Origin of the sequence: Bacillus sp. FJAT-42376, assembly GCF_003816055.1 — a bacterium.
Lineage (GTDB): Bacteria > Bacillota > Bacilli > Bacillales > Bacillaceae > Metabacillus_B.
Map to the genome: position 1 here is coordinate 2,525,951 of NZ_CP033906.1, position 15,256 is coordinate 2,541,206.

At 44.1% G+C, this 15,256-nt stretch carries 20 protein-coding genes; 10 read left to right on the forward strand and 10 right to left on the reverse strand.

Translation table 11 applies throughout. From position 1 onward, the window contains the following. Positions 1–9 precede the first annotated feature (9 nt). The 3 genes from CEF21_RS12635 to CEF21_RS12645 form a co-directional block, all read right to left on the reverse strand. Positions 10–2,421: a heavy metal translocating P-type ATPase gene (locus tag CEF21_RS12635; RefSeq protein WP_123916864.1), complete on the reverse strand. Its 2,412-nt coding sequence runs from the start codon at positions 2,419–2,421 to the stop codon at positions 10–12. Positions 2,422–2,528: 107 nt separating this feature from the next. Beyond that, positions 2,529–2,735, reverse strand: a complete 207-nt coding sequence (gene copZ, locus CEF21_RS12640; protein WP_277423902.1) for a copper chaperone CopZ — start codon at positions 2,733–2,735, stop codon at positions 2,529–2,531. Between the two features lie 15 nt (positions 2,736–2,750). Then, positions 2,751–3,092: a metal-sensitive transcriptional regulator gene (locus CEF21_RS12645; RefSeq protein WP_123916866.1), complete on the reverse strand. Its 342-nt coding sequence runs from the start codon at positions 3,090–3,092 to the stop codon at positions 2,751–2,753. 275 nt (positions 3,093–3,367) lie between these two features. On the opposite strand from CEF21_RS12645, the gene CEF21_RS12650 reads away from it, so the two are divergent. The 5 genes from CEF21_RS12650 (at position 3,368) to moaC (ending at position 6,465) form a co-directional block, all read left to right on the forward strand. Continuing rightward, on the forward strand, positions 3,368–4,489 hold the full coding sequence (locus CEF21_RS12650; RefSeq protein ID WP_123916868.1) for an NAD(P)/FAD-dependent oxidoreductase: 1,122 nt from the start codon (positions 3,368–3,370) through the stop codon (positions 4,487–4,489). 15 nt (positions 4,490–4,504) lie between these two features. Continuing rightward, the gene (locus CEF21_RS12655; RefSeq protein ID WP_123916870.1) at positions 4,505–4,819 is read left to right on the forward strand and encodes a hypothetical protein; all 315 of its coding nucleotides are present in this window, start codon (positions 4,505–4,507) and stop codon (positions 4,817–4,819) included. Between the two features lie 81 nt (positions 4,820–4,900). Continuing rightward, positions 4,901–5,395, forward strand: coding sequence for a MogA/MoaB family molybdenum cofactor biosynthesis protein (locus CEF21_RS12660; protein WP_123916872.1), 495 nt, complete (start codon positions 4,901–4,903; stop codon positions 5,393–5,395). After that, positions 5,392–5,970: a molybdenum cofactor guanylyltransferase gene (locus tag CEF21_RS12665; protein WP_123916874.1), complete on the forward strand. Its 579-nt coding sequence runs from the start codon at positions 5,392–5,394 to the stop codon at positions 5,968–5,970. Before CEF21_RS12660 ends, CEF21_RS12665 begins: the two co-directional genes overlap by 4 nt. Before the next feature lie 12 nt (positions 5,971–5,982). Then, on the forward strand, positions 5,983–6,465 hold the full coding sequence (gene moaC / locus CEF21_RS12670) for a cyclic pyranopterin monophosphate synthase MoaC (protein ID WP_123916876.1): 483 nt from the start codon (positions 5,983–5,985) through the stop codon (positions 6,463–6,465). 118 nt (positions 6,466–6,583) lie between these two features. On the opposite strand, the gene CEF21_RS12675 is transcribed toward moaC, so the two are convergent. Both CEF21_RS12675 and CEF21_RS12680 read right to left on the reverse strand, forming a co-directional pair. Beyond that, positions 6,584–7,084 carry a P-loop nucleotide/nucleoside kinase family protein gene (locus CEF21_RS12675; protein WP_123916878.1) on the reverse strand — a complete coding sequence of 167 codons (501 nt, stop codon included), beginning with the start codon at positions 7,082–7,084 and terminating at the stop codon, positions 6,584–6,586. A gap of 78 nt (positions 7,085–7,162) precedes the next feature. Then, positions 7,163–7,921, reverse strand: coding sequence for a YwaF family protein (locus CEF21_RS12680; RefSeq protein WP_241156669.1), 759 nt, complete (start codon positions 7,919–7,921; stop codon positions 7,163–7,165). Between the two features lie 157 nt (positions 7,922–8,078). Between CEF21_RS12680 and CEF21_RS12685 the strand changes: the two genes are divergently transcribed. The 3 genes from CEF21_RS12685 to CEF21_RS12695 are packed head-to-tail and all read left to right on the forward strand — an operon-like array spanning position 8,079 to position 10,118. After that, entirely contained in the window at positions 8,079–8,660 is a 582-nt protein-coding gene (locus tag CEF21_RS12685) for a bifunctional transcriptional activator/DNA repair enzyme AdaA (RefSeq protein WP_123916880.1), read from the forward strand. Next, a complete protein-coding gene (locus CEF21_RS12690; RefSeq protein ID WP_241156670.1) occupies positions 8,657–9,214 on the forward strand; it encodes a methylated-DNA--[protein]-cysteine S-methyltransferase in 558 nt (185 codons plus the stop codon). The genes CEF21_RS12685 and CEF21_RS12690 overlap by 4 nt, the downstream gene beginning before the upstream one ends. Beyond that, on the forward strand, positions 9,174–10,118 hold the full coding sequence (locus CEF21_RS12695; protein ID WP_123916882.1) for a DNA-3-methyladenine glycosylase family protein: 945 nt from the start codon (positions 9,174–9,176) through the stop codon (positions 10,116–10,118). The genes CEF21_RS12690 and CEF21_RS12695 overlap by 41 nt, the downstream gene beginning before the upstream one ends. Positions 10,119–10,166: 48 nt before the next feature. On the opposite strand, the gene CEF21_RS12700 is transcribed toward CEF21_RS12695, so the two are convergent. Further along, on the reverse strand, positions 10,167–11,357 hold the full coding sequence (locus CEF21_RS12700) for a DUF2812 domain-containing protein (RefSeq protein WP_123916884.1): 1,191 nt from the start codon (positions 11,355–11,357) through the stop codon (positions 10,167–10,169). Next, positions 11,354–11,647: a PadR family transcriptional regulator gene (locus tag CEF21_RS12705; protein WP_481747674.1), complete on the reverse strand. Its 294-nt coding sequence runs from the start codon at positions 11,645–11,647 to the stop codon at positions 11,354–11,356. Before CEF21_RS12705 ends, CEF21_RS12700 begins: the two co-directional genes overlap by 4 nt. Positions 11,648–11,849: 202 nt before the next feature. Between CEF21_RS12705 and CEF21_RS12710 the strand changes: the two genes are divergently transcribed. After that, on the forward strand, positions 11,850–12,845 hold the full coding sequence (locus CEF21_RS12710; protein WP_123916888.1) for an LLM class flavin-dependent oxidoreductase: 996 nt from the start codon (positions 11,850–11,852) through the stop codon (positions 12,843–12,845). A 12-nt stretch (positions 12,846–12,857) separates the two neighbouring features. On the opposite strand, the gene CEF21_RS12715 is transcribed toward CEF21_RS12710, so the two are convergent. From CEF21_RS12715 to CEF21_RS12725, 3 genes are all read right to left on the reverse strand, one after another. Further along, positions 12,858–13,145 carry a DUF3219 family protein gene (locus CEF21_RS12715; protein ID WP_241156671.1) on the reverse strand — a complete coding sequence of 96 codons (288 nt, stop codon included), beginning with the start codon at positions 13,143–13,145 and terminating at the stop codon, positions 12,858–12,860. A 61-nt stretch (positions 13,146–13,206) separates the two neighbouring features. Continuing rightward, entirely contained in the window at positions 13,207–13,509 is a 303-nt protein-coding gene (locus tag CEF21_RS12720; RefSeq protein ID WP_123916892.1) for an iron-sulfur cluster assembly accessory protein, read from the reverse strand. 24 nt (positions 13,510–13,533) lie between these two features. After that, the gene (locus CEF21_RS12725; RefSeq protein ID WP_123916894.1) at positions 13,534–14,559 is read right to left on the reverse strand and encodes an LLM class flavin-dependent oxidoreductase; all 1,026 of its coding nucleotides are present in this window, start codon (positions 14,557–14,559) and stop codon (positions 13,534–13,536) included. Between the two features lie 182 nt (positions 14,560–14,741). On the opposite strand from CEF21_RS12725, the gene CEF21_RS12730 reads away from it, so the two are divergent. Further along, the gene (locus CEF21_RS12730; RefSeq protein WP_123916896.1) at positions 14,742–15,173 is read left to right on the forward strand and encodes a DUF2512 family protein; all 432 of its coding nucleotides are present in this window, start codon (positions 14,742–14,744) and stop codon (positions 15,171–15,173) included. Positions 15,174–15,256 lie beyond the last annotated feature (83 nt).

Below are 15,256 nucleotides of genomic sequence, written 5' to 3' on the forward strand. Positions count from 1 at the left end.
CCCGCCTTCTCATAGTTTTACTCTTTGCAGTCTCAAAGCGTTTAATATAACGGATACGGAGCTGAACGCCATGGCTGCCCCTGCAAGCCATGGCGCGAGCAATCCGGCGGCTGCAAGCGGAATTCCCAGAACATTGTATCCAAATGCCCAAAATAGATTCTGCTTAATGTTCCGGATGGTTTTTTGGCTCATATAGAGGGCATCGGCTATACTGTTTAAATCTCCGCGGACTAAGGTGATATCCGCGGCTTCCATCGCGATATCCGTCCCAGTTCCAATCGCCATTCCTATATCAGCCGCAGCAAGGGCCGGAGCATCATTGATCCCATCCCCCACCATCGCCACTTTTCTGCCTTCACCCTGCTGTTTGTTGACAGCGGCCGCTTTTTCTTCAGGCAAAACTTCAGCCAAGACCTCTTCAATTCCGGCCTGACGCGCAATCGCTCGGGCTGTTTTTTCATTGTCGCCTGTAATCATGACAACGCGGATTCCAAGGTCCTTCAGCCGTTTAACCGCATCTGGTGAAGACTCTTTCATGGTGTCCGCAACAGCGATTATTCCGGCAAAAGCTCCATTAAGAGCGATAAGCATGGCTGTCTTCCCTTCTTCCTCCAGCTCATTCATGACCGGAATGGAATCCGAAATAACAACATCCTTAGTTTTCATCAGCTTCTTTGTTCCGATTAGAATGGTTTGGCCTTCAATAACGGCTCGGATACCGTACCCGGGTATTGCTTCAAATTCCTGTACGTCTCTTAAAGAAATTCCCCGTTCTTTCACCCCATCTGCAATCGCTTTTGCCAGAGGGTGCTCGGATTGATTCTCGGCTGATGCAATGAGCGATAATATCTCCGCTTCATTTTCTGCTGAGATCCTTACATCTGTCAGAAACGGTTTTCCATTTGTTACCGTACCGGTTTTATCCAAAAGCACCGTATCAATCCGGTGGGCGTTCTCAATATGCTCCCCGCCTTTAAAAAGAATGCCGAATTCAGCTGAGCGGCCTGAGCCTGCCATAATAGAAGTCGGCGTAGCAAGCCCCAGTGCGCATGGACAGGCGATAACGAGAACGGCAATGAACTTCTCAAGCGCTGAAGCGAGATCCCCGGGACTGAGCCACACTATCCAGATTAAAAAGGCCGCAGCAGCCAGCCCTAATACAACGGGAACAAAAATCCCTGAAATCTGATCGGCAAGACGCTGAATGGGTGCTTTGGAGCCCTGGGCCTCCTCTACCACTTTAATGATTTGTGATAAAGCTGATTCCTTCCCAACGCTGCTTGCCCTAATTTTTATAAAACCGTTTTTATTAATGGTTGCACCGAAAACCCGGTCACCCCTCTCTTTATCAGAAGGAAGACTTTCACCGGTAAGCATCGATTCGTCAACAGCAGTCCGCCCCTCAAGAATTTCTCCGTCAACCGGAATTTTCTCGCCTGGTTTAACTAGAACAAGATCACCGGTGATAACCTCTTCTAAAGGTATGAGAAGTTCCCGTCCTTCACGAACGACAGAAGCATTCTTAGCCTGCAAACCGATTAATTTTTTTATCGCGTTTGAAGACCTTCCTTTCGCCCGTGCTTCAAAAAGTTTCCCTAAAATAATCAGCGTGATCAGGATAGCACTTGTTTCAAAATATAGTTCTGCCATATGATCTTTTGAGTAGAGTGTTTCGATCGCCAAATATACACTGTAAAAGTAAGCTGCCGAAGTTCCGAGCGCAACGAGAACATCCATATTCGCGCTTTTATTTTTAAGGGCAAGATAGGCCCCTCTATAAAACTGCCACCCTGCAATAAATTGGACAGGAGTAGCCAGTGCAAGCTGAACCCACGGATTCATCAGCATGTCAGGCAGATAAATAAAGGAAGTAAAAGAGAAATGGCTGACCATTGCCCAAAGTAAAGGAGCAGTCAAAATGGCGGAAAAAAGTAATTTCCCTATTTGATTTTGAACCTCTCTTTTGCGCTGGTCCCCACTCGCATCCCCATCGTCCTTGATTTTTGCTCCATATCCCAGTTTTTCAATCCGGGCTGCCGCGTCTTCGGGAGACACCTCAGCAGGATTGTATGTGACTGCCGCACTCTCCATAGCAAAATTGACTGAAGCTTCAAATACTCCATCCATTTTGTTTAAGCTTTTTTCAATCCTGGCTGAACAGGCAGCACACGTCATTCCTGTAATGGACAGGCTCACTTTTTCCCCTTCTGCTTCGTATCCCAAGTCTCTAATTTTCGCTGCAACTTCCGAAAGCTTCACGGTGTTTGGATGATATTTAATCGTTGATCGTTCGAGTGCAAGATTTACATGCGCCTGTTCAATCCCTTCCATTTTATTTAATCCTCTCTCAATGCGGGACGCGCAGGCAGCACACGTCATTCCAGTTATTCCAATCGTCGTTTCTTTCGCCGGACTGCTCAATGGCTTTACACCTCCGATACGTCATATGCGGATAATCTCATATACCTAATAGGGGTATATTTTTTTTATAAAGAGACGCGCTATTTTTGTACAGCGCGCATGCTCTCTTATTCTTTTACATCATATCCTTGATCATCAATCGTTTCTTTAATCTCTTCAAGACTAACCTCTTCAGGACGAAAGCTTACATCCACGGTCCCTTCTGCCAGATGAACTTTTACTGACTCCACTCCGGATAATTTTCCGACACTGCCTTCCACTGCCTTTACACAATGTTCACAGCTCATCCCTTCAACTTTTAGCGTTGTATCCAAATGAATCGCTCCTTCTTATTTTTTTATCAGCTTGCCGATTGTTAAGATGACTTCATCCAGGATTTCCTCATCCCCGGCCTGTATCCGCTCTGCCACACATGTTTTCATATGACCTTCAAGCAGAAGCCTGCCTACGCTGTTTAAGGCAGCCTGACTCGCAGCAATCTGGGTTATGACATCATCACAATACGTATCCTCTTCAATGAGCCTCTTAATCCCGCGGATCTGTCCCTCAATCCGATTAAGCCGGGATGTCAGATTTTTTTTCGTTAACGCAGAATGGTGGCTCTTTCTTTCTGAACTGGCACAATGTTCCGCTGTTTCGAGTCCAGTTAAATGAATTTGGTTATCTTCCATCCTTCCGCCCTCCTTCCGTGACATTATTCTGCCTGATATAGTCAATTTAACATACCCCGCCAGGGTATTCAATAAATTTGTTTTTGGATTCTCCGGTTAGATGATTTCTCTCTGGCCTCTTCCGGACAGGCCAGGTCCTTTCGGTTGATTTAACCGGTCTGACTGTAAAAGGATTGTTATTTATTTATTATGTTCAGCCTCTATGCTGCCCCTAAGCAGGCACCCTATACAAATGGTATAATACAAACAGACGATAAATGAAAAGGATGCGTACAATGAAGAAATTTGTCATTATTGGAGCCGGCATTCTTGGTGCTTCAGCTGCCTATCATCTCGCCAAGAAAGGCGCAGATGTCATCGTTGCAGACAGCGGTGAACCCGGTCAGGCTACTGGAGCGGCTGCGGGAATTATCTGCCCCTGGATTTCCCAGCGCAGAAATCAGGCATGGTACACGCTTGCTAAAAATGGGGCCCGGTATTACCCGGAATTGATCCGCCTCCTTGAACAGGACGGCGAGAGGGAAACGGGTTATGCAAAAGTTGGGGCTGTAAGCCTTCATAAGGATGAAAAGAAGATTATTGCAATGGAACAGCGGGCTCTTAAGAGGTTTCCGGACGCACCTGAAATGGGTGAAATTAAACGAATCGAACCTTGGGAGGCATCCTCCCTTTTCCCTCCTCTTTCGAACGAGTATTACGGTCTGCACGTCAGCGGTGCCGCAAGAGTGGATGGCCGTAAAATCCGCGATGCCTTAATTGGCGGAGCGAAGAAACATGGAGCTCAGGTTATATCAGGCAAGGCAGAGCTGCTATTTCAGGAGAATGAGGTAACTGGTGTGAGAATGAATCAGGAAACCATCCGGACTGATCAAGTCATTGTCTGTGCCGGTGCATGGGCGTCCCAGCTGTTCAAACCGCTCGGCATATCGTTTCAGGTTCACGTTCAGAAAGCACAGATTGTCCACCTTGAGCTTCCGGACAGGAATACAGGTAACTGGCCTGTGCTTATGCCGCCCGGAACCCAGTATATGTTAGCTTTTCCGAATGGCAGATTGGTTGCAGGGACGACGCATGAAGATACGGAGCAATATGATTCGCAGCCAACGGCGGGCGGAATTGCAGAAGTGCTTCAAAAAGCAATTGAAACCGCGCCTGGACTTGAAAATGCTGGTTTTAAAGAAGCAAGAGTGGGATTCAGACCTTTTACGGAAGGATTCTTGCCGGTAATCGGTCCAATTCCAAACTGGAAAGGCCTTCTTGCTGCCAATGGATTAGGCTCCTCCGGTCTGACAATGGGTCCATATTTAGGCTCAGAGCTCGCCAGACTCGCGATGGATGAACAGCCTGAAATAGATCTGAGCCTTTACGATCCAGCTAAGACGATTCAATTTCAATGAACAGGAAGTGAGAAAATGCAAAACAAAGATATGGAGAACCAGATCATACAAACCTATCAAAAAGATGAAAAAATGATGATTCTTGTATTTGCACAATGGTGCATCAATCATGACATAGATCCTGAGCAGCTATACTTGACAGCCTATCCTCAGCAGGAATCCAATCAGGCTTTAAAAGAAGCGCTTGAGCTTACCGTATCAAAGGAAGAAGCTGGATTCATTCCAGATGACACATTGCTTGGAGTCTTGTCTATGTTCGGTAACGAGGATCTTGCATTCGCCGTAACGGAGGAAATTTCCAAGAGAAAGAAGCAGCGTAAAGAGAATTGAATTTTCCTCTTTAAGCGTGTAATAAGAGCTATAGTCTGATAGAGTGAAACCATAGTATGAAAAGGAGAGTGCTGATCTATCGTGCATACGCATGATTTGTCTATTTCGGTTCAAACGGCGGTTTTAACCGTAAGTGATACACGTACAAAACAAACGGACCTCAGCGGGACGGCAATAAACGAGCTTTTAATAGAAAGCGGACATTCGGTAAAAGAGTACAGCATTGTGTCTGACGATATCGAGTTGATTTCTTCTTTCATTCGCACTCAGAGCGAAAATCCGGAAATCCAGGCGATTATTATTACAGGAGGTACCGGCTTCACCCCCCGGGATGTCACCTATGAAGCGGTGTCGCGTTTATTTGAAAAAGAAATGACCGGATTCGGGGAACTGTTCCGAAGCTTAAGCTATGAGGAAATCGGTGTGAAGGCGATGTTCAGCAGAGCCGCAGCCGGAAGCAGAAATGGATGCGCGATCTACGCCCTGCCCGGCTCCCTTAATGCGGTAAAGCTCGGAATGACAAAATTGATTCTTCCTTCCATTCAGCATTTCACAGAGGAGCTGAACCGGATATGAAGATGGCAGGAGTCGTGCTCGCCGGCGGAAGATCGTCCAGATTCGGAAAGCCCAAAATGTTTGAGATTCATAATGGAAAAGCTTTTTATGAACATAGCTTAGATGCCCTTAAATTTAACCAATTGTCCCCTTTAGTTATTTCAACGAACGAGGAACTGGTCCAGCAATTCCAAAGAGAAGATGTACGTCTCATTGTGGAAAAGGAATCTGCTTCCTATCAAGGGCCTTTATACGCCATACATAATGTGATGAGCAGCATGGACAGTGCGGAATGGTTTTTTATTCTATCCTGTGATATTCCGTTTGTCACGAACGAATTTGTCAGCGAAATGATAAGCTTCGCTCAGGATTCAGAAGCAGATGCAGTTGTGCCGGTTCAGGGAGGCCGGATCCAGCCGTTGATGGCTTTATACCATAAAAGAACGATGCCGAGCTTTGAAAAAATGCTCGCAGCGGATGAGCATAAGCTTGCCCATCTTCTAAATGAGCTGCACGTATTGACCATCCCGTTTTCAGAGGATGATGCTGCGTTTATCAATATCAACCATGCGAAAGACTGGAATACCGATTATTAGGAGGTGAAAGTTATGGGTTCTTTTACGCATTGGAATGAATCCGGGAGACCGAAAATGGTCGATATTTCCGATAAAAGTCCATCCAGCAGAACGGCTGTGGCGCAATCGGTCATCGCTTTGTCCGATGAGCTTTACACGGCCATAGAAGCCGGATCCATAAAAAAAGGTGATCCGCTTCAAGTTGCCCAAATTGCCGGAATCATGGGTGCAAAAAAAACATCAGATATTATCCCGATGTGCCACCCTATTCAGCTTCAGGGAACGGATTTTGACTTTCAGTACGTCAAAAAAGAGAAAGGCTATGAGCTGATCATTCAGGCAACGGTAAAATGTGATGGAAAAACAGGCGTTGAGATGGAGGCATTAACCGCGGCCTCAATTGCTGCACTGACTTTTTATGATATGTGCAAAGCCGTTGATAAAAGCATGGTCATTAAGGAAACAAGCCTTTTGAAAAAAACGGGAGGAAAGAGCGGAGATTATATCAGCTCTTAAACGAATCCCAGTGGAATCAGCCTAAAATGAAATAGGCTGTAACTAAAAAATAACAAGATCACACAGAAAAACGCAGAGGCTGCTCAATCCTCTGCGTTTTTTTACATTAGTTCTGGTACTATGATTCTTTTCCGCTAATCTCTACTATATTTAAACCTTCGGATGCCTCCGGTGCTTCAAAGTATTTAGTAACATTTATAAACACCGCTTCCGTGTCAAAAGCTGCTCTTTCAGGCTGTTCCATTCGCCTTTGGGCAATTTGGCGGAGGCATTGCTCATTCGTTCGATTAAGGTAAATCAGCTGATGGCCGGCATGGACTTCAGCCGCTAAATCCAAAAACCACCTTCTCGTTTTTTTAGTATTGGCAGGAAAATCCATCACGACATCTGTACCGATGCTTAACAGGTTTTGGACATGCTTTTTCAGCAGCGGCTTGAGCTGCGCTGAAAATTTCAAATAGTCCTCAAATGATGCAATCTGGTTCGGATATAGGGATGCAAGCCATTCATCCTCAGACAACAGGACAGCATGCTTATCGCTCGCCCATTGTTTTGATTTAGTTGATTTTCCTGCACCCATTTTCCCGCAGAAAATATAGAGTGTCCCCAATTGTTTCATATTGTTCAACCCCAATCATTTACTATTTCAGCCTTCTATTTTAAATCTTCATTTTTTAAGACAAGTTTGAGAAGTCATCTAGTCGAACGACCCTGCCTCTGCATGCTCTCTCCCTTCAGACCTTGTTTTCTCTCTGAAAATCAGCCAAAGCACGATTCCCATTCCTGCAGCGATTCCTTCAAGAGAAAGAATATACCACGGATACGGTCCAAGAACATCAAGCAAACTCCCGCTGGATGGCTTGTGGTCAAGGAACATATAATTGCCTCCCGTAGAGCGGTTTACGAAAAGAACAATCGGAAGCAAGATATTCAGAAAAATCATCGTTTTTAAAACCGAATAAATTGTAGGCCGGTATCCCTTTACCCATGTGTAATAGAGCGGGACGGCAATGATCCACGTATGAGTATAGAAAAAATGAAAAAACCGGAAGTGAGGAAAATCAATCGCCAAAACAGGCGTCAGCAGCGCCTGTGAAGCCCCCATTAGCCCGATAAAAAGTAAAACTTCATAAATAAGACGGCTTCCGGTCAGTAAAAGCAGAACCGTCATAACAAAACTGATATTGCAAAGTTCCAGCGGCAATGCATGCCGTATTTCCCAATTGTCAATACTGACAAGCCACACGTGATATAAAACCTCGACTAAAATCAGACTCGCAGCTAATCCTAATTCATAGGTTTTCATGTTCTTTGTTTTCAATTTCATTCTAAAACTGTAAAGAAGAATGGATAGAATCAGCAGGACAGCAAGGGCAGCGATGTGGCTGATTCCAAACATAGTAAATGGAAAGTCCTCTTGATTATTGCCAAATAGATTCATTGATCCCTTCTCCATGTTTTTTTGACGTCTCCTGTATTCTACCATTTTTTTCGCGTCAGGAAGAAGGATGAACGTAACGAATATCCCCCTGTCATATTCTTGCTGTCCTATTCTGTAATGGTTATCGGCTATTTCTTTTTCGTTTATAATGAGGCGACAAGGAGTGTGGACCATGACGGAAAAAGAGCTGTTTAATGCCATTTATGAAGTCATCCTAAGCAGGACTGACGTCTTTGACGGGAAGTTTTATGTAGGGATTACGACAACGAAAATCTTCTGCCGGCCTTCGTGCAGGTCCCGTACCCCGAAACGGGAAAATGTAAGAGTGTTTGGAAGTATTCATGAGGCAAAAAAGGCAGGGTTCCGTGCCTGTAAACGATGCAAGCCTGAAGTTCCCGGTGAAAATGGACCGGACGCAGAACTGGCTAAAAATTTAAAGGCATTCATTCAAAGCCATTATCAGGAGGCGTTAACATTAAACAGCATGGCAGCTGAATTAGCGATCAGCCCTTATCACCTTCTGAGGGTTTTCAAAAGGATGACAGGTGTCACCCCTTCCAAATATCTTCAGGATTACAGAATGCAGGAAGGAAAAAACCTTCTATCCATAGATGCAAAACCAATTGCTGAAATTGCGGCTGAAACAGGATTTTCAAGCCCATCGCATTTTTCCTCCCTTTTTAAGAAATCAGCCGGCTGCACACCCCAGGAGTATAGAGATAAAATTGCGGCAAAAGGAGGAATACAAAGTTGACAGAAATCAAAAACGTGTACTGGAATCAATTTGTATTTGAAAGTATCAGTTCTCTTCCCTTTTATATGGCTGTAACCGAAAAAGGAATATGCCGGATCACCTGGCCACATGAAACATTTGAATCACTTGAAAACTGGGCGGCTGCAAAATTGCCGGGAACAATATTAGAATGGAATGATAGAGAGACAGCTCCATATATTCAGCAGCTGATGGAATATGAGAGCGGGGAACGCCGCATTTTTGACTTTTCGGTCGATTTGCATGGAACTGCCTTTCAAAAGTCTGTCTGGATGGCACTATTAAACATCCCATACGGAGAAACGGCTACGTATGCTCAAATAGCCGCATCGGCAGGAAATAAAAAAGCAGTCAGGGCAGCAGGAACGGCAAACGGCGCCAATCCTGTTCCGATTGCCGTTCCGTGCCATCGTGTAATCGGCTCTAATAAAACTTTAACCGGATTCAGAGGCGGCCTTGAAATGAAAGAACGTCTTCTTCGATTGGAGGATTATCATGATTTCAGCAAAAAAGGACATGCCCGTTTTCACTTTTGACAGCGGATCTGAAAGCCTCTCCATCCCTCTACCTAAGTTTTTTAGCTTTAAGGAGACTCTTCACTACTTAACGAGGTCTCCCCAAGAGTGCCTTCATCAAGTGGATGATGGGGAAATCTATAAGCTTCTGAAGCTGGACAGTCAGAAGATTCTCATTCGCATACGGGAAACGAATGCTTCAAGTCTTGAGCTTGAAATAGTGGACGGCCTGAAAACGGAAAGGATCTATAGGAAAGCGGCCGAATATACGGCGGACTGGCTCGATCTTCATTCCGACCTGGAACCCTTTTATGTTCTTGCGAATCAAGATCCTATTCTCCGTTCTCTTACAGAAACATACAATGGACTGCGGATCATCGGCATACCTGATTTATATGAAGCCTTAATCTGGGCTGTCATCGGTCAGCAAATCAATTTGGCATTTGCCTATACGCTGAAGAAAAGACTGGCAGAAACATATGGAACAAGCCATGTATGGAATGGCCGGACGTTTTGGGCTTTTCCCGATCCCTCCGTTATAGCGGCCATTTCAATAGAAGATTTCCGTACTCTCCAATTCACAAATAAAAAAGCGGAGTATATCATTGGCATCTCGAAACTTGCAGCAGAAGGAAAATTAACAAAAGAAGAGCTTCTGAAAGAAAAATGCGGGGATGCATTGGAAGAAAAGCTGCTTGCAATCAAAGGAATCGGTCCTTGGACAGCCCGTTATGTCATGATGAGATGCCTCCGCTATTCCTCTAGTCTTCCCTATGGCGATGCCGCTTTAAATAAGGCCCTTCAAAATGCAGGTTTTAAAGGGAGTAAACTAACAAGGGCGGAAATAGAAACGGTCTTTTCATTATGGAAACCATGGGAAGCTTATGCTGTTTTTTATTTTTGGAGAAGTTTGTCCAAGGATTAGAATGTAAACCCAATTTTTTATTTTTAAATTGGGTTTACAGCACAGCCTTTATAGATGAACATGATCTTTAGACTCTTTTTTTAGCCGGCCATAATAAAGCCATGACCTTATAATGAAGGACCCGAATAGAAAAATACAGATGGTATACATGACGGTATTGAATGCATTCAATCCCCCAAATCCGAAATGGGACCAGTTTGAAATAAATATACTGAAATTTATTAAATAAATAATGGTCAAGGGCAGAAATAATAGACTATAGGAAAAAACAATTTTTCGGGCATGCTTTAATCGGTGGGACTGGTCACTGTATAACTGTGGCCGTTCCTCATGATCTGAATATTCCCTGCTCCACAGCGTCCATTTTTGCAAAGATGATTTTGACATAAACACACTTTTCCAGCCGGTGTCCCTGTGCATTTCATAATAGTGTTCATTCGAAATATTTTGATAGTCAGCACAGTAACGAATCTGACGGGGCTTGCCCTTTTTAAAGTAAAAAACAGTTCCTGATTTGCTCACCCGATATAATCGAAATCCTTCCCTCTCCTTTTTTTCAAGCCATTTCTCAAGCCGATCGGGTGAATACATCCAGCCGATTTTTCTTTCAACAAGAATTTCTCCTATTTTGATCAGCTGTTTTTCTCTTTCTTTGCTAACGATTTCATCCCCCTCTGTAGTATCCGGAATCCGATTAAAGCTTTTAATAAGCCTATTTAGCTTATAGACAGAGTAAATACATAAAAAGCCAAGTGCGATTGCTAATCCTCCTGCGCTGTAGGTGATGAACCATAGCGGACTCTCTTCAACCTCAACAGGAGTATTTTGAAAAAAATCAAAACTGAAAATGGATGCGATAAAAATAGCTATGACAGATAAATAAACCAGAATACCGCTAAAAAGATATTTCAGGCGAAGGCTTCGTTTGACGATGCCATCTCGAAAAAGAAAAGTCTTTAACTGTTCCGGTGGTTTTCCATTCACAGCTATATACCAGCGTCCGGACTGAACCTCTTTCTTCCATCCATCTTCTATTAATGCCTTTGAAAGGGAATCGTTTTTAAGATGACTATATCCAATCTGAAAGGATTGTGCTGCAGGCTCTCCTTTTACAAAAAAGAAGAACCTTGTCCAGCGGTTGAAACGGACGAGTGAGTACCCCTCTTTTGCCATTTCCGACAACCAATTTTCTGTCTTTTGAATATCGTAGCTCCAAAATGGTCTGCATACCTTTTTCATAGAAAAGTCTCCTCATGCTTAATGGCATTTTGATAAAGTTCTTTTAGCCGGCTGATTTCAGCTGCCATCAGTTTTTTCCCTGTGTCGGTTATTTCGTACACTGTTTTTCTTTCTTCGTCTGAAAATAGAGTAATGACTCCATCCTTTTGCATTTTTGTCAGCGTTCCATAAACAGTGCCGGAACCAAGACGGATTCTGGCATTTGTCATTTCTTCAACATGTTTAACAATCCCGTATCCGTGACGCGGCTCCGCCAGCGAGAGAAGGATATAGAAAGCCGTTTCCGTCATGGGAACATATTTTTTTAAAACGTTATCTCGATTCAAGATGAACACCTCTGCCACCACTATGTCATACCACGACTATATCACGACGTGACATATCCAGCAATCGATTTTCTAAATTTATCCATGCTAAAGCAAAATCTTTGTAATCAGCACCCGCTCATGTAAGATTAGAGCAAACCCTATTAGCTTAGAAAGAAGGATTCAGATGAAGCTCAGCATATTAGATCAATCTCCTTTATCAGCAGGCAAAACTCCTAAGGATGCACTGACAGCATCCCTTCGTTTAGCCCAGGCCGGCGAAAGATTAGGGTTTAAACGATATTGGATTGCCGAGCATCATGATTTTCCTGGTTTGACGAGTTCAGCACCAGAGATCATGCTTGGATATATAGGAGGTCAAACAAAAACAATCCGGCTCGGTGCCGGAGCGATTCTTTTGCCTCATTACAAACCGTATAAAGTAGCGGAAACCTTTAATCTCCTTTCTACTCTTTTTCCGGACCGGATTGATCTTGGCATCGGACGTTCACCGGGAGGCTCTGCCGAAAGCTCTATTGCCCTGTCCGGTAATTTTCTCGAAAATGTCAGACAGCTTCCGGAAATATATGACGATCTTCTGCACTTTATTAGAGGGGATTTTTCAAAAGATCACATGTTTTCACAGATTAAGGCTTCCCCGGTCCCTCCTGTTTCTCCGGAAATCTATCTGCTGGGCACGAGCAGAAAGAGTGCCAGGATGGCAGCTGAAAGCGGCACCGGCTATGTATTTGGACAGTTCATGGGGAGTACAGATCCGGCCATCATACAGGAATATAAGAAGGATTTCAAAGCAAGCAGCCGCCAATCAGAACCTGAAGTTATTCTGGCCGCTGCTGTAATTTGTGCAGAAACCTCGGAAGAAGCGGAGAAAATCGCCTTAAGCAATCAGGTGTGGCAAATTATGCTCGCCAAAGGGGAGGGCAAGGAAGGAGTCCCACCTTTTGAGGAAGCCGATGCTTATGTCCTCACAGAGGAAGAAAAGGAACAGCTTGAGAAAATGAAAGCCCGGCAGATCATAGGCAGTCCGCCTGTGGTGAAGAAAAAACTGATGAAAATGGCAGCCGAATACGATGCCAATGAAGTGATGATTCTATCCATTACCCACCGCGAATCCGAAAAAATTCGTTCCTATGAGCTGATTGCTCAGGAATTTGGCCAATAAAAAAAGCCGGAATCAGTTTCCGGCTTTCTTCTCGATCAGCTGCAGAAAATAATCTCCCACTGCGTTCTCTTCATATAAATTGTCAGCGGACGTTGAATATTGCTTGATTATGGCTTGAAATGACAAATTCTTATCCGGAACCTTCACAGCAAAATCATTTTGATACAGCAAGGTGCTCGTATCATGGTAATCTGCCCCGCTTTTCACTTTAAAATGAAAGCGGATGATGTGCCGCCCATTTTCTCTCTCATGTACGAAATCTGCCGCTTCAATTAGCCGGTCATTCACATAAACCTTCATGGTCATCCCTCCTTTTTCTGATAAAAAAGAGAGTTCTTATAAAAAGAACTCTGCTTTTTTATTAATGGTGGTTATGCCACCCTTTTTTTCTGTTAATGATCTCAAATCTTTCCTCTGGAACGAAGAAGAACTGGATCCAGACACCATCAAGAAACTCTTCGCGGGAGTCCATCAGAATGTCGATTCCTTTATCGGTTTTCACAATTTCATCATGCTCATTTGGTGTATCGAGCTTTACGTCATAATGGGCATGATCACCGTGCATTTCGGTAATAAATACACGAATCATTTTCCCTTGTCCTTCTTCACTTTCAAGCATTCTGTTCAAAATTTTTGCTGCATTGCGGTTGATTTTGCATTCCATAATGTTGATCTCCTTCACTGGATGTTATTTCACAAGCTGTGAAACAATTTCATAAGAGCGCAAACGTGCCTGATGGTCAAATATGTTAGCCGTAATCATCATCTCGTCTGCCTGTGTTTCGTTTAAAAAGCTTTGAAGCTTCGCCTTGACCTGATCAGGATCCCCGATGGCAGACGCACGAAGTGTTTGCTGGATTGAGGCTTTTTCATAGTCATTCCACAAATCATCCATATCGTCTACCGGAGGATTCAGCTGGCCCGGACGGCCCCTGACAAGGTTGAGAAATTGCTGTTTCATGGAAGTAGACAAATACTGCGCCTGTGCTTCACTGTCTGCCGCCACTACGTTCACACCAACCATGGCATATGGTTCATCCAGCACTTCAGATGGCTTAAAATGATTTCTGTAAATTCTTAATGCCTCCACCGTATGATCTGGAGAGAAATGACTGGCAAATGCAAATGGCAAACCAAGCTGACCGGCTAAATGGGCACTGAAACCACTCGATCCAAGCAGCCATACCGGGATGTTTAATCCTTCACCGGGAATTGCTTTTACATGGCTGTACTCTGTCGGATTAAAGTATGCTCTTAGCTCTTCCACCTGCTCCGGAAAATCCTCCGCGCTCCCTTTCAGCTCTCTTCTCAGTGCCTGGGCTGTCAGCTGATCAGTCCCCGGTGCTCTTCCCAATCCAAGATCGATCCGTCCCGGAAAGAGCGATTCAAGTGTTCCAAACTGTTCTGCAATCACAAGCGGAGCGTGATTCGGAAGCATAATTCCGCCGGACCCGACGCGAATCGTTGACGTTCCCTGAGCAATATGCCCGATCACAACAGACGTAGCGGAACTTGCAATGCCCCTCATATTATGGTGTTCCGCCAGCCAATATCGGTTAAATCCCCACTTTTCCGCATGCTGTGCCAAGCTCAGCGAGTTGCCTAGCGCTTCTCCAGCATGGCTTCCTGAAACGATGGGAGCCAAATCCAACACAGAAAGCTTTATTTCATCCAGCTGTTTTTTATTTTTATCTGCGTAATTTTGTTCAAACACGCTTATTCCTCCTTGCAACGATTCCTTATCTATAGGAAGAGCTTATTTATCAAATCATAAGGACAACTTTACTACATGTCTTCCCAAAACTCGAACAATTTGCACTGCGCATGAAAATGAGGAGGGTTCATGTATGTTTGCTGCCTTTTCTGACAAAACTTTAAGAAAAAGGAGTGAAACTTATGAATCAGCTTGCTGTAATCGCCGTAAAGTTTGTTGTTGCTGCAATTGCGTTTGCGATTGGACTGGACTTATTTTTCGACGCAAACGTGACAGATATTCTTTCTTTTAGTTTATTTGCAGCGATTGCCACCTATTTGATTGGAGACCGGGTCATTCTTCCGGCACTGGGACACAGAGCCTCATACATCACCGAATTTTTCACCGTTTATTTGGGCGTCTGGATTTTTGGGTCTGTACTTTATGACAGTTATTTGCAAATCGCCTGGGGAAGCATTATTTCCGCATTGATTTTCACTGCAGGGGAAGTGCTGGTTCATCTGTTTATGCTGGACCGGGCTGAAACTTATTCCCGATCAGCTGTCCGTTCGGGTCACGCTTCCTTTGGCACGGAATTTTCTGAGGAAATCGATCCAAGAAATAAAAAAGACTGATTTTTTATTTCGTCAATTCCGGCTATTTGCCGGCAAAATTTGAGCAGAAGGTTTTACTAAAAACTCCTCCTGTCTTCACATTT

Bases quoted from the DNA above. Each gene is read 5' to 3' on its own strand.
- CEF21_RS12645 (WP_123916866.1), bottom strand. From the start codon at position 3,092: ATGGAAGATAACCAAATTCATTTAACTGGACTCGAAACAGCGGAACAT.
- CEF21_RS12650 (WP_123916868.1), top strand. From the start codon at position 3,368: ATGAAGAAATTTGTCATTATTGGAGCCGGCATTCTTGGTGCTTCAGCT.
- CEF21_RS12655 (WP_123916870.1), top strand. From the start codon at position 4,505: ATGCAAAACAAAGATATGGAGAACCAGATCATACAAACCTATCAAAAA.
- CEF21_RS12665 (WP_123916874.1), top strand. From the start codon at position 5,392: ATGAAGATGGCAGGAGTCGTGCTCGCCGGCGGAAGATCGTCCAGATTC.
- moaC (WP_123916876.1), top strand. From the start codon at position 5,983: ATGGGTTCTTTTACGCATTGGAATGAATCCGGGAGACCGAAAATGGTC.
- CEF21_RS12675 (WP_123916878.1), bottom strand. From the start codon at position 7,084: ATGAAACAATTGGGGACACTCTATATTTTCTGCGGGAAAATGGGTGCA.
- CEF21_RS12680 (WP_241156669.1), bottom strand. From the start codon at position 7,921: ATGGAGAAGGGATCAATGAATCTATTTGGCAATAATCAAGAGGACTTT.
- CEF21_RS12685 (WP_123916880.1), top strand. From the start codon at position 8,079: ATGACGGAAAAAGAGCTGTTTAATGCCATTTATGAAGTCATCCTAAGC.
- CEF21_RS12695 (WP_123916882.1), top strand. From the start codon at position 9,174: ATGATTTCAGCAAAAAAGGACATGCCCGTTTTCACTTTTGACAGCGGA.
- CEF21_RS12700 (WP_123916884.1), bottom strand. From the start codon at position 11,357: ATGAAAAAGGTATGCAGACCATTTTGGAGCTACGATATTCAAAAGACA.
- CEF21_RS12705 (WP_481747674.1), bottom strand. From the start codon at position 11,647: ATGACGGAAACGGCTTTCTATATCCTTCTCTCGCTGGCGGAGCCGCGT.
- CEF21_RS12710 (WP_123916888.1), top strand. From the start codon at position 11,850: ATGAAGCTCAGCATATTAGATCAATCTCCTTTATCAGCAGGCAAAACT.
- CEF21_RS12715 (WP_241156671.1), bottom strand. From the start codon at position 13,145: ATGAAGGTTTATGTGAATGACCGGCTAATTGAAGCGGCAGATTTCGTA.
- CEF21_RS12720 (WP_123916892.1), bottom strand. From the start codon at position 13,509: ATGGAATGCAAAATCAACCGCAATGCAGCAAAAATTTTGAACAGAATG.
- CEF21_RS12730 (WP_123916896.1), top strand. From the start codon at position 14,742: ATGAATCAGCTTGCTGTAATCGCCGTAAAGTTTGTTGTTGCTGCAATT.